The organism is Nostoc sp. CCY 9925, assembly GCF_963920935.1.
Lineage (GTDB): Bacteria > Cyanobacteriota > Cyanobacteriia > Cyanobacteriales > Nostocaceae > Nostoc.
In genome coordinates this window covers 1-12,861 of the sequence record NZ_CAWUDO010000073.1, presented here as the reverse complement: position 1 = coordinate 12,861, position 12,861 = coordinate 1, and the positions used below count along the sequence as shown (strand labels likewise).

Genomic DNA, 12,861 nt, shown 5'->3' with positions numbered 1-12,861 from the left:
TGACTAATGACCAATAACTATATCTGTTGTCGGTAAGACTGGTAAATAGTGCCGCAGTGCTTTGCGCGTAACTGCTAAATTGCAGGTTAATGCAATTTGCTCTTTTTCTAGTAAACCTAAAATGCGATCGGGTTTGTCTCGTGCTACCACTGGTAATTGATGCAAACCTCTAAGACTCATGCGGTCTAAAGCTTCAGATAATAATTCATCGTGCCAGGCGTAAAGAATTTCAGTAGTACAAATGTCCATGAGAGTTTGATTGGATAAATTATCTGAAATTTCAGTTGGTAAATCTGGGTAAGTTTCCCAAAGAGCAAGAGCACGATTAATATCTTCTAGAGATAGGATACCAACTAATTGGTCTGCTCGATCGATTACTAAAACACTTCGTGTGCGATCGCGGAGCATTTCCACAGCTGCTTCTAACACACTCAAAGTTGCAGGTAATTTTTTTGGGTAGGGATGCATAGCATCTTCTACCAAAATTTCCTGCACAATTTCTGCTCGTTCATCTTTTAATTCCGAAAGACCAATTTGTTGCAGATTAGAGTTAGAGTTAAAAGTCGGTTTAATCCTTTCTACTAACCAAACACTCAAACCAACAGCAGCCATCAACGGTAAAACAATGCGGTAGTCGCGGGTTAATTCAAACAGCATTAAAATAGCCGTTAACGGTGCCCTGACACTCGCAGCCAACATTGCTGCCATCCCTACCATTGCATAAGCTGGAGGAGCTGCCATTTGCTCACAAATTGTCGGGAATACCACAGCTAAAATTTTGGCGTAAGCGGAACCAAAAGAAGCGCCTAAAAACATAGCTGGTGCAAACAAACCGCCAATAAAACCGCTACCCGCGCTAATTGCAGTTATCAGTAGCTTCACTACCAACAGCACAACTAATAGGTGCAGTGAAAATTTGACATCCTGAAGCATTGCTTCCACAGTTTCATAACCAACGCCCAGAATTTGCGGGAAGTGCAAAGCAACTGCGCCAACAATAACACCGCCGATAATTGGATGAATTGGCTGAGGAATTCGTCCCAGAAATTGAAAGCCTGGAACTTTGCCAGCAAAGCAGGCTTTCGCCAAACGAATTGATTGAGTATAAGTTAGAGAAATTAGGCTAGCCCCTAAACCCAAGCCAAGATAAAGGGGTAATTCTAAAGGACTGCGGACTTGGTAAGCAGGTAAATCAAAAGCGGGTTGTGCCCCCAAACCAATTTGAGCAACTAAAGCTGCTACCACTGCCGCCAGCAGCACCACACTGACAGCTGAAGTAGCAAAGGATGTAGCTCCCATTACCACCTCTAAGGCAAAAAATACTCCGGCGATGGGAGCATTAAACCCAGCCGCTAATCCAGCAGCAGCGCCAGCACCTAACAGTAAACGTCGTCGCTCCTGAGATACATTTAGGACCACAGACAACAACATACCAAAATTTGCGCCAATTTCTACACTGGGCCCCTCTGGACCTAAAGAAGCACCGCTTCCCAAAGAAACAGATGCAGCTAGCATTTTGGTAACTGGTCGTAGTGGTCGCCTGATCTCTGTTCCCTGGGAAGCAGCGATGAGAGATGAAAGTCCAGGGCCGAAATCTTGAGTACGCCAGCGCATCAAGCCAACGATTAATCCGCCAAGGGTGGGAACGCAAGCCAGAGTCCAAGCACCCCAGACGCCGATCTGACCCATGAAATTTTCTAGCATTAAATGGTGGATCAGCTCGATTAAATAGTGAAAGGTGACTACACCCATACCAGTGCCACCGCCAATTAGCATGGCTAAAAATAGCACGACGGTTTCTGGGGATGGTTGAAAACGGTTGATTAGATGAGCTAAGCGGGCAGAAGGTGTAGGAAAGGCAGGTTGTTCCGTTACCTTCCTCAGTTGAGTGGGAGGCAAGAGAGTCATTGAGAGGCGGGGTAAATGTAAGAAAAAATTTAAATTTTTATCTGTTACTTCTCATTGTGAGCCATTATTTAGCAACCAGACAAGTAGACTTTATTTGCTCGATTTACAAAGCTATAGCAAAAAATGTCACTATGCAAAATTTTTGTGGGGAAAATAGTTAAATGGGAGACAATTATTATTTGGGGGTCAGCGATGCCTACGGTTTTTGCTAGCCTACGCTGATGGGGTACGAGTCAACGTCAACCGTATTCTCTTTAGAGACAACATAAGTACTATGAGCCATAAGCATTAATGAGAAGTCATTTTCGCCTAAATCTAGCTATACTCGTGTTGCGACCATTGAGCCATCCTTGGTAGTAATAGAATGTATGTGTGATTCAGCATTGATGTAAAAATATACTTAGAAGTCATAGGAGTGCTAGACAAGGAAACAACAAGGCAAAAGCAATAAGAAAACTCCTCCTCTTGTCTTCCCTTCTCATTGTCCTCTTGGTTGACCCCAATTCAATATAGCTATTCTTATACAGCGAGTAAATGAATATACACACTTTTGATAATCATTATGTTACTTGCCCAATTTGCCAAAGAAATGCCGCACCCAAACCAATTAAAACGCGTATTGGCTTGTTTTGTTGTCCCTATTGCCAAGAAAGGTTAGTAGTTTGCCAAAGCGGTCATTATGTCCGCGATCCGTTTACTTGGAGACAAATGATGATTTCTTCGGCGCTGCGTCGTCAAAGCCGACCTTTGGCTAGGATTGTCAGGGATTTTGTCCTACTTAAGCGTCCTATGGTGGCCTTTGCTGTAGGAAGTGCCATTTTTTTTAGTATGATTGCTATCACTCAGGAAACCACGAGTTCCGATCGCCAAGTGCTTCCTACAGAGCAAATTAAAAAACCACAGGAAAAATCGCCATAATAAATATTGGTCTTTTCCCTATGAGCAATCAGATATTACTTTAATCTCTCTAATTTTGCAATCAATAATATTTATATGAAACAGTGTTCTATATTTCTCCAACAAATAGAACACTGTTTTATGTATAACCCTATTAAATCATTTGTGAAAAGTTATAAGTAAGTAGGTGAGAATAAATCAAACTATGTTAACTAATATAACATTAGCTAAACTTACCTCGTAGCGAGGGTTTTAGACCTTTTCTTAGGACTAAAGTCCTTACTACAAACATTGAATTTTTCACACCGTTCTACTTATGGTAGGGAATAGGCAATAGGCAAGAGGCGTTAAGCTATAACCCAACCTTTGTGTGTGAGAAGAAGTGGCGCAGGTATCGAGGTTCTACCATACGTTATCGGGGAATACTTCGGGTGAGAACTTGCCCCTAACGACTGATAGGAATGGCACGAAGATAAGGCAGGAGGCAGGAGGCAGGAGGCAGAAGGAAAAGAAAATAAAAACCCGAAAGTTTTGCAGCACAAAGATTTCATAACTTCTGCCTCCTGCCCTCTGCCTCCTGCCTCACCCCAAGAAATAGCTTTACAAGCGTGCCATTCCGACTGATAGTAAGGGACAAAATAAGCAGCCTGTTGTGATTCCAGACGAGAACGGATCTCGATGCCTAGCAGCTCAATCAATTGCCGTACCCGATCCCACCTTATTTTTAATCGGGGATACAGCATAACAAAGATTTCTTCCCCATCCTCCCACACCTCCCACACCTCCCTCTCCTCCCACACCTCCCTCTCCTCCCACACCTCCCACACCTCCCACACTCCCCACACCTCCCACACCTCCCACACCCCCAGGGATGCCCCAAATTTATAAGCGATTTGTATCTTTAGTAACTAATTTCCAATCTTCGGCTTGGTCAATTAGCTTGATTGACTCTAGTTGAAGATTGTTGAAAGTAGATGTATGAAGCAGGAAGTAGGGTTGCCCGTTGTAGTGCCAATAATATTGCAGTTCACCAACAGAAGCGGGAATAATGGTGCGATCGCTGTAATAATCCAACGAAGGACGAGAGTAGGGAAAAGATGTATAAATCTTCTTCGTAGCTGGATTTGCCCGCACGATCATCGCGGCTACTGGTTTAACTGGATAAGCCTCAGATAATTCCCAAACCCAATAATTCGATTTCATTAACAGTAGCAGCGAAATATAACTTCCCCAGAACAAAATCTTCAGAAATTGACCGTCGCCTCGCTCTGCCAAAATAGCTGCTAAGGTCATTGTTAAAGCTACTGCTGCAAAAATTAGCTGTAAGTCGGTTTTTGGTGTTGTACCCCAACTAAAATAAATGCTGCCAACAGAAGCGACTACAGCCAAAATCGCCAAACCTGCCACCCAACTACGGGGATAGGATGACACTAAAGGTAAATTTTCTGTCTCTGCTAACTGGATACCAAAAGCCAAGGCTAAGCTAGGATAAATCGGGAATATATACCAGGGAAGTTTGGTAATCATCAAGGAAATTAATACTAGATAAACAGCACTCCACGCCAGTACTAATTTTGCCCAGCTAAGGTTGCGATTTTCCCAAGTTAAACGTACAGTTTGCGGTAAGAATAATAACCACGGCCATGTGTACTTGAGAAGTTCAATGATGTAGTACCAAGGTGGTTCAAAATTTATCTCTGCAACTGTGCCAATTCGGCTCGATGAATTTACAAGGCCGACTTGGGCGAAGGTATAACCATAGTGAATTAGTTGGGCGCCGTACCAAGCAATCACAGGTAAAATACCAATCAAGATAGCTAGCCACAGATAATAACAGGTGAGTAATCGTGGCGTATCCCAAAATAAGAATACGATCGCGATCGCACCTAGTAATATGCCTACCAATCCTTGAGTCAGACAAATTAACCCAAAACCGATGCCAACACCAAGGCAATAACGTAAATCCCGGCGCGATCGCAATACGCACAACATCATCACCATCAAAAAACTGACCACCGCCCCATCTAACATCGCCAAACGTCCATGACGCACCACGGGTAGCATTGTTAGGTAAATCAAGGCACTATAAATAGCTGCCCAACGTTGGCGAAATAATTCTCGACCAATACAATACAGTAAAGGTACTGAACTTGATGTTAAAATTGCTCCAGGGAGCCGCGTAGTGAATTCACTCTCGCCTCCTAGAGAATAAGCCCAAGCAATTAGCAAATGCATTAAGGGTGGCTTGTTATGGTAAGGCTCGTCTCCTAGCGTTGGGTAAAGCCAGCGCATTGAACCTGCTGGTGCGTGCCAAATTTCCCTAGCGACTTGTGCGACGGTGCCTTCATCCCAATCTCGCAGGGGTAATCCTCCCAGGTTGACGCTAAACAGTAACACTGCCGCTAACAGTAATACGAGAAGCCATACCCAATCAACCCATCTGCCGACTGTGCGATGCTGTTTTTCTAGATGACCCCAAATAAAGCTTCCTTCTTGCATATTCTCTGGTAATCATTTTACTTGCTGGTTTGATTACATAGAGACCAAAGCGAATCTCCAATGTTGTCACCCAGTAACAACGTCTGTTCTTAACGATTGCTAGTTTCCAAGATTAACTCAACTTTCTTTAATTAGTACTATTTTTCCGGGAAATTTATCTTAATTATTTAACGATCTTTTTTATCGATAAATGATAAAAATAATACGTATAAAAACTGGCTCAATACTTTTGGACTATCTTGTAAATAAATCTACATTGTCTGATATTTCATCAAGCTTTTTTGTTACTAGTACTATGACAAAATTACATAGTATAAGTCAGAATTATGTGATTGCCGAGATGACTACAAAAAACCTTTGGTTGGTGTATTAGCCTTTGCTGTCAAGCACTCTAGGTATATTGAAAAAATAAAATATGAGTCGTAGCTAAGCTGTTGCGTATTTAACGCAGTACATTTTTTGTGTTAGTTATTGACTATTGACAGTTACATTTAACTGTCAGCATTCAACAGTATGAGTGACTGTGTAATTTAAAAGTGTTATATCTTAAAATACTCCTGAATTCTGAATTATGAATTCTTAAAAAATAAAAATAACTTGCAACTCCCATTTTTGCTCTTGGCGAACAATTTCAATGTCTTTAATGAATTCTCGAAAGTAAAATCGTCGTTCTGTTTCGGACAAATCTAACCAGAATTGTGGAATCGAAACAGCAACAGCAACAGAACGCAAATTAACGGGGGGAAGAATTGCCAACTTGGCTTCGAGTGCAGAAATTTCTGTGCGGAGTTTATAAGCCCTTAACTTTGCTGTTTCGGTATCTAAAATTCCAGTTTCAATTAAAGCGGGTAACTGAGCGAGTATTTCTTGCTGACGAGCGATCGCTTGACTTAAACTATTTTTGACTGCATCCAACTGGGGAAAATTCATTCCTGCTACAGCTAAGGGTAAGTCGCGGCAAACGGTTTCAATTGTCTGTTCTAAAACCTCTTGGTAGGGAATAGCCGGACACTTAGGGCGTCGCGGACAGCTAATACAACGTAAATACAGATATTCTTGGTCTTGGTTGCGTTGGGTGACACGGGTAACCGTTAGATGTGATTGACATTCGTTACATACAACCAACCCAGCTAAAGAACGTGGCGCACTAGCAGTGCGGGGTGGTAAACGGCTGTTACGGCGTAAAAGTCGGTCAACTTGGGCAGCTTCTTCCTTGGAAATTATGGGAATATGGGTATCGGAGATAATTTCACCATTTTGGTAAGCTGTATTGCCACGATAAACTGGATTAGTTAACCAGCGGCGTCCAGTGGTAACAGAAATTTTTTTGCTGTATTTTTTTGCCAAGTAGCGGACTGAACCGCGCAAAGAACCATAGAGTAAAAAATGGTCAAAAAAATCCTTGACCACTGGTGAAGTACTGCGGTCAATGGTATATTTTCCCTTACCTCTGCGGTAGCCGTAGGGAACTTTACCGGGTGGTGGTGCAGCGTCGAGACGATTACGGGCGTGTCCTTGACGGATGCGACGACTACGTTGTTCGCGTTGGATTGCATGTAGTAAACTCAGCAAGTCAGCGCGAAGAGGAGAATTTTCTGAAGTGTAAGGTTGTTCAGTGGCAATTACCGCTACTCCCATCGCTTCGAGTTCATCAAGGCGATCGCTTACTTCCTCTACAGTATCCCCCAATTCTTCCAAACGACGAACCAACAGATAATCTGCACCTTCAGTTTGGCAATCTGTGAGTAATTGTTGTAATTGTGTTCGCGAAGCGTGTCCGGAGGACTCTCGCTTGCCCAAATCTTGATAAACTCGATCGACTTCCCATCCCCAACTGCTTTCATCGGGAGAAGATTCTAGTAGAGGATCGGTGTAAGAGTAGGCAATGATTTTCATTAGTCATTAGTCATTAGTCACTTGTGCTGAGCAAAGCCGAAGTATTAGTCATTAGTTTTTCTTTGTCTGTTTGTGTCTTCGCGTCCCGGCGTCTGGTTCACTCTCTCACTGCTGACTCAACTCAACAATATTCCCATCTGGGTCTTGAGTAAACAGGGCGGGGCGGCCTGAGGCGCTGGGTTGGATGGGATAATTACGAGCGAGTAATTCTTGTTTGGCGGCGTCCAAGTCAGCAACAGAGAAGGCGAAGTGGGGGTTGCGTCCCCATTTTTCGTTTTGGTTTTCGGTGGGGACAGTTGGTGCAACTATGAGGTGAATTTGATAGTTGCCGACTTGATACCATGCGCCAGCGTATTTTAGAGAACGATCTATTTTGGCTAATCCCAATACTTTGCCATAAAAGTGTTCAGACCGTTCTAAGTCAGTCACGAGAATTGCTGTATGGAGGCTTTGGGTAATGTGCATTTTGGTAGGTGCGATCGCTTTTATTTAAATTTTGACGTAGTTTTAACTCTTGCGGAGTGGGGGGAGATGGCGGAGTTGGGGAAATTATAAAAAAGCTTCTCACTCTTCCTACCCCTCTTACACCTCCCAATGCCCCATCCCCAAATTAATAATCAACAGGTATTGGTAGGATAAAGTTAAATATTTGGGAGAACAAGTTTTGATAGAATATAAATTTATAATTTATTGTCAATACTCCAAAAGACATAGATGAAAAATCGAAAGTTTATTTACTATCAGTTACTCAATTGCGATCGAGTGACTCGAAGGATTGCTAAGAGCCGTTTTGAATTAACCATACGGAGTTGGTGCTAAAAAATAGTACACTTAATCAATTAATATGAATTTCAGTAAAAAAACTGAGTATTAGCAACTTCTGTAATTTCTGACTCGACAGGCTTGTATGTGGTTCAAACGTTTGAAAGAATAGCTAAAGAATCATCAGTAGTGCTGAATTATTAATTGTTATTTCTGATTCCTGAGGCGTTAATTGTCAATGAGATGATAGTCTCACATAGCAATAATTTAAATTTTTTCTTTCTCTTCTCTGAAATCTTCTAGCCAAAATTCAGGAGCGGAGGCTGAGACTCCGAAGTTCCGATCAGTAGTCAAAATGCAGAATATTTACAACATCAAGGGTTTTGTAGCTTACTGATTTTCTTGAAGTTATTAAGCTTTGATTGTAAACTCTTCTTAATTCTGACTTGGAAAATTCTGAATTCGCAGTTCTGACATCTTCTCTTTGCTCTAAATCCTCATTTTGCAAGATCAGCCTTAAGTCTGTTCTCACACCACAATGAAAGACCAAGTATTAGACCGGATTTTTAATAAACCTTCTTTCCCACATAAATTTGAACGCTTGGAACTGGATGATAATTTTTGCATTATAGATACATCCGAGCAAGTGCAACGGTTTGTACATCGGCCTGAGGAGGCGACACGGGGTAAAGATATCCGGCTAAGTTTTCCTGAGTTGATCGGACTTGAAGATATTTTAAAAGCTATCTTGTACGGAAAGCAAGAACTGTTTGAATTACAAGGAGTTAGACGAGGTTCAAACCAACAATCTCATTTATATATAGATATATATATTATCGGTGAACAACATGAAAAATTTGAAAATAAATTAATCGTACTCATTGAGGATGTAACTGACAAAATTGTTTTAAAACAAAAGTTGGCACAGCAAACTAATGAAGCAAATTTGCTATCCAGTGCTTTAGTAACTTGTAAAAGTTACATGGATCGAGTCATCAATTCAATGGCAGATGCTTTTTTGGTAACTAGTAACTTGGGAAAAATCATTAAAGTCAATCATGCTACTGAAGAATTATTTGGTTTTACTCAACAAGAATTAATTAATCAACCTATTTCATTGATAATTGACGACCAAGTAGTAATAAAAATAATTTATCAGCATTTTGCTGCTAAGCAAAGTTTTCAAAACTTAGAGGTAGTTTGTAGAACGAAAAATCGAGAAAAACGTTTGATTGCTTTTTCTTGTTCGGTGATTTCCAAAGGAACAGAAGGGCTAGAAGATATTGTTTACATCGGTCGTGATATTACTGCTCGACAGCGCCGGGAACAGCGTACAAGTACCCAGTATGCTATCACCCGGATTTTATCAGAATCACAGAGTATAAAACAGGTAATTCCCCAAATTTTGAAGTCGATTTGTCAAAACCTGGAATGGGATTTAGGCGAACTTTGGACACCAAATCAATATATCGGTACTTCAGTAAAAAGACACAGTGTCAATGCAGTATTAAGGTGTGTGGAAATTTGGTCAAGTCGAGTAGTTTCTGCCAGAGAGTTTAAAGCAGTTACGTGGCAAACTACATATACTCCTGGTGTTGGGTTACCTGGTGAAATTTGGATTAGACGATCGCCCTTGTGGACTGATGATATCACACAAGATGGAGACGCTAGGCGATCGCAATCTGCTGCTGAAGCTGGATTACATGCAGCTTTTGGCTTCCCCATCTTAGACGATAATGAAATCTTAGGGGTGATGGTTTTCTTTAGCCGAGATATCCAAGCAAAAGATCCAGACCTCTTGAAAATGGTAGGTTCTATTGGTAGCCAAATCGCCCAGTTTATCAAACGCAAACAAGCAGAAATCGCTCTTGTCGAAAGCGAACAACGATATCGAGATTTATTTGAAAATGCTAATGATTTGATTCAAGCTGTGAATGCCTATGGCCGTTTTTTGTATGTCAATCGCGCATGGCGAGAAACTTTAGGATATAGCGAAGCTGAAATTGCTTCTTTAAATGTCTTTGATATTATACATCCAGAGTTTAGACAATACTGTTGGCAAAAGTTTTATCGCGTGCTTTCCGGAGAAAAGCAAGAGCAAATTAAAGCCGGATTCATTACCAAAAATGGTGAGACAATCTATTTAGAAGGTAACATTAACGGTAAATTTCTCGAAGGTCATCCAGTTGCTACTCATGGGATTTTTCGCAATGTTACCGAGCGATTAGCAGTAGAAAAAGCACTCCTCCATCAACAGGAGCAAACGGAACGTTTGTTGCTGAATATTTTGCCAGCAGCAATTTCCAAACGCTTGAAAGAACAACCAGCCAGCATTACTGAAGACTTTGCTGATGTTACAGTTTTATTTGCAGATATCGTTGGCTTCAGTGAAATCACTGCTTCCATGAGTGCGATTCAACTGGTAAACTTACTCAATCCTATTTTTTCAGCTTTTGACCGCCTCACCGAACAACATAGTTTAGAAAAAATCAAGACTATTGGCGATGCTTATATGGTAGTCGGCGGTTTACCCACACGATGCTCAGATCATGCTCAAGCTATCGCCCAAATGGCATTACATATGCAAGCAGCGATCGCTTTATTTAATGGTGAGAATAACCAAAATTTTAGCATCCGCATCGGTATTCATAGCGGTTCCGTAGTTGCCGGAGTCATTGGTTTGAAAAAGTTTACTTACGACCTCTGGGGAGACACGGTAAATATTGCCAGCCGCATGGAATCACAAGGAGTTGCTGGCAAAATCCAGGTCACAGAAAATACTTATAAATCCCTGTGTAATGAATTTTTGTTTGAAAAGCGGGGCGAAATCGAAGTTAAAGGCAAAGGGAAAATGACGACTTATTGGTTAATTGGGAATAGGGCATAGGGCACGGGGCATGGGGCATGGGGCATGGGGCATAGGGCATGGGGCATGGGGCATGGGGCATGGGGCATGGAGCATAGGGCATGGGGTATGGGGCATAGGGCATGGGGCATGGGGCATAGGGCATAGGGCATGGGGCAAAGGAGAAAATTCTTAACTCCTAACTCCCCACTCCCCATTCCCCACTCCCTACGTATTCGGAATCAACCTACCGCAAGGATAGGTCGCTGTTGGCTGTGAAGCATTTTCAGCTACCGCAGCTGGAATTCGATCTGATGGTTGGCTTTTGGCTGCTAGATAGTCTGTTTGCAGTTTCTCGAAAATGGCTTCTCGTCTGTCATACAAACGTTTTAGGGGACGAGGTTGGCATTTGTTGAGGACGTATGCTGTTACCAATGGTAAAGCGATCGTGCTATCGGTGTAACAAACAATTGTGTTAGGTAACTCCTCTGGGTCAATCTTACCCCAACTGACGGCTTCCGATGGAGTTGCCCCAGACAAACCACCTGTATCTGGACGAGCATCGGTAAATTGCACGAAGTAATCATGTCCGCGTTCTTCTAGTCCTAAGACCTCGTGAATTTGCGGTTGTGTTTGTAGCAAAAAGTTTTTCGGACTGCCACCACCGAGAATGACAGCAGCACTTTTACCATCAGCTTCACGGGCATTGTAAGCGATCGCTGCTGTCTCATTCACGTCAATTGCAGGATCTAATATTAATTGCGAACCTTCTAACGCCAAAGCTGCTACGTTCATCCCAATGGAACTATCTCCAGGGGAAGAAGTATAAATTGGTACGCCATATTCATAAGCTGTAGCCAGCAAACAAGAATTCTGCACACCCAATTGCTTTTCTACTTCCCGGACATACTTGCCTAGTAAATAGTGAAACTCAGCGGTTCCCATGCGTTTTTGGAAAGGTTCTGCTTGCAGAATTTTGCGGATAAAAGCATCGGTTTCTAGCAGTACATCGTAGCCAAAAATAATGTCATAAATCCGGATTGTGCCTTGTTGGCGTAGTTTCACATCATCTAAAAACGGATTACCAGCAAACAGTTCAAAACCCAAACCGTAATGCATATCATGGTAAAGATTTGCACCAGTGCTAATCATCCAGTCAATAAAACCGTTACGAATTAAGGGTGCAAGCGCTGAAACCCCAAATCCTGCCGGCGTCATTGCACCAGAAAGGCTAACTCCCACCGTGACACCTTCTGTCAAGACATCGCGGCTGAGTAGTTGGCAGATTTCCCGCAAACGTGCTGAGTTGTAGGCGGTGAAGTAATTATCAATTAAATCCACCACCCCAATATCATTTGATATGGGTGTGGGTGCGATTTTTTGACCCAGCTGTTTAGACATTTTGGCACTCCTGAACAGTAAACACGCCGAATCTAATGTTATCTAGCTTTCAGCCAAAGTGACAGTAATACTATCTTGAAAATAGGGAGTAGCGAGTGGAGGGTAGAGGAAATTAACAATTCAAAATTCAAAACTTGTACTGAGCGTAGCCGAAGTATTCAAAATTCAAAATTAAAGACATTTCAGACGAAGAGGAGTGCGGTCTTGGGGTCTTTCCAAGAGGAGCAACTCCGGGGGATTTAAACCCCGACTGAAAATGAGTCTAAGTGTAGACGTAGCGCAAAGTCGAGCCACTGCGTTCCTGTCGCCCTGCGTCGGAAAGCAAGTGGCGTTGAGCTAAGGGTTCCTTAGATCAGAACTTTGTAAGAGGATGTTTGAAAAGCGACTAGAAGTCGCGGCTACACAGACAAAACCCACCTCCGTGAGTTAAAACCTTTCTTTTTCATTAGTCCACGGAGGTGGACTTTGCTTGTGTAGTAGCGACTTCTAGTCGCCCAATACTTTTCAAACATCCTCTAAGAGAGGGGTCTTAAACCCTTTAATTTACGATAAATGCAGGTATGTTGGCTGAAATTTTTTGATAATAATAGGTTTACAAGTCACAAAAGCTGCTTTTCATGTCACAAAAGCTGCTTTTCATGTCACAAAAGCTG

Annotated in this window: 8 protein-coding genes; 2 read left to right on the top strand and 6 right to left on the bottom strand. The window is 42.1% G+C overall.

The window, feature by feature from the left end; genetic code table 11:
• Window positions 1-3: 3 nt before the first annotated feature.
• Window positions 4-1,908, bottom strand: coding sequence for a chloride channel protein (locus ACM0OY_RS28215; RefSeq protein ID WP_414572096.1), 1,905 nt, complete (start codon window positions 1,906-1,908; stop codon window positions 4-6).
• 534 nt (window positions 1,909-2,442) lie between these two features.
• On the opposite strand from ACM0OY_RS28215, the gene ACM0OY_RS28210 reads away from it, so the two are divergent.
• The gene (locus ACM0OY_RS28210; RefSeq protein WP_414572095.1) at window positions 2,443-2,826 is read left to right on the top strand and encodes a hypothetical protein; all 384 of its coding nucleotides are present in this window, start codon (window positions 2,443-2,445) and stop codon (window positions 2,824-2,826) included.
• Window positions 2,827-3,495: 669 nt separating this feature from the next.
• Here ACM0OY_RS28210 and ACM0OY_RS28205 read toward each other — a convergent pair.
• From ACM0OY_RS28205 to ACM0OY_RS28190, 4 genes are all read right to left on the bottom strand, one after another.
• Window positions 3,496-3,666 (bottom strand): hypothetical protein, encoded by a 171-nt coding sequence (locus tag ACM0OY_RS28205; RefSeq protein ID WP_414572094.1) that lies wholly within the window; start codon window positions 3,664-3,666, stop codon window positions 3,496-3,498.
• A 21-nt stretch (window positions 3,667-3,687) separates the two neighbouring features.
• Window positions 3,688-5,304: an ArnT family glycosyltransferase gene (locus tag ACM0OY_RS28200; RefSeq protein WP_414572093.1), complete on the bottom strand. Its 1,617-nt coding sequence runs from the start codon at window positions 5,302-5,304 to the stop codon at window positions 3,688-3,690.
• Window positions 5,305-5,883: 579 nt separating this feature from the next.
• Window positions 5,884-7,200 (bottom strand): recombinase family protein, encoded by a 1,317-nt coding sequence (locus ACM0OY_RS28195; protein ID WP_414572092.1) that lies wholly within the window; start codon window positions 7,198-7,200, stop codon window positions 5,884-5,886.
• 105 nt (window positions 7,201-7,305) lie between these two features.
• The gene (locus ACM0OY_RS28190) at window positions 7,306-7,665 is read right to left on the bottom strand and encodes a VOC family protein (protein ID WP_414572091.1); all 360 of its coding nucleotides are present in this window, start codon (window positions 7,663-7,665) and stop codon (window positions 7,306-7,308) included.
• A gap of 835 nt (window positions 7,666-8,500) precedes the next feature.
• Between ACM0OY_RS28190 and ACM0OY_RS28185 the strand changes: the two genes are divergently transcribed.
• Window positions 8,501-10,849 carry an adenylate/guanylate cyclase domain-containing protein gene (locus ACM0OY_RS28185; RefSeq protein WP_414572090.1) on the top strand — a complete coding sequence of 783 codons (2,349 nt, stop codon included), beginning with the start codon at window positions 8,501-8,503 and terminating at the stop codon, window positions 10,847-10,849.
• Between the two features lie 186 nt (window positions 10,850-11,035).
• On the opposite strand, the gene ACM0OY_RS28180 is transcribed toward ACM0OY_RS28185, so the two are convergent.
• On the bottom strand, window positions 11,036-12,208 hold the full coding sequence (locus ACM0OY_RS28180; protein WP_414572089.1) for a homospermidine biosynthesis protein: 1,173 nt from the start codon (window positions 12,206-12,208) through the stop codon (window positions 11,036-11,038).
• Window positions 12,209-12,861: the final 653 nt, after the last annotated feature.

Bases quoted from the DNA above. Each gene is read 5' to 3' on its own strand.
- ACM0OY_RS28215 (WP_414572096.1), bottom strand. From the start codon at position 1,908: ATGACTCTCTTGCCTCCCACTCAACTGAGGAAGGTAACGGAACAACCT.
- ACM0OY_RS28210 (WP_414572095.1), top strand. From the start codon at position 2,443: ATGAATATACACACTTTTGATAATCATTATGTTACTTGCCCAATTTGC.
- ACM0OY_RS28190 (WP_414572091.1), bottom strand. From the start codon at position 7,665: ATGCACATTACCCAAAGCCTCCATACAGCAATTCTCGTGACTGACTTA.
- ACM0OY_RS28200 (WP_414572093.1), bottom strand. From the start codon at position 5,304: ATGCAAGAAGGAAGCTTTATTTGGGGTCATCTAGAAAAACAGCATCGC.
- ACM0OY_RS28185 (WP_414572090.1), top strand. From the start codon at position 8,501: ATGAAAGACCAAGTATTAGACCGGATTTTTAATAAACCTTCTTTCCCA.
- ACM0OY_RS28180 (WP_414572089.1), bottom strand. From the start codon at position 12,208: ATGTCTAAACAGCTGGGTCAAAAAATCGCACCCACACCCATATCAAAT.
- ACM0OY_RS28195 (WP_414572092.1), bottom strand. From the start codon at position 7,200: ATGAAAATCATTGCCTACTCTTACACCGATCCTCTACTAGAATCTTCT.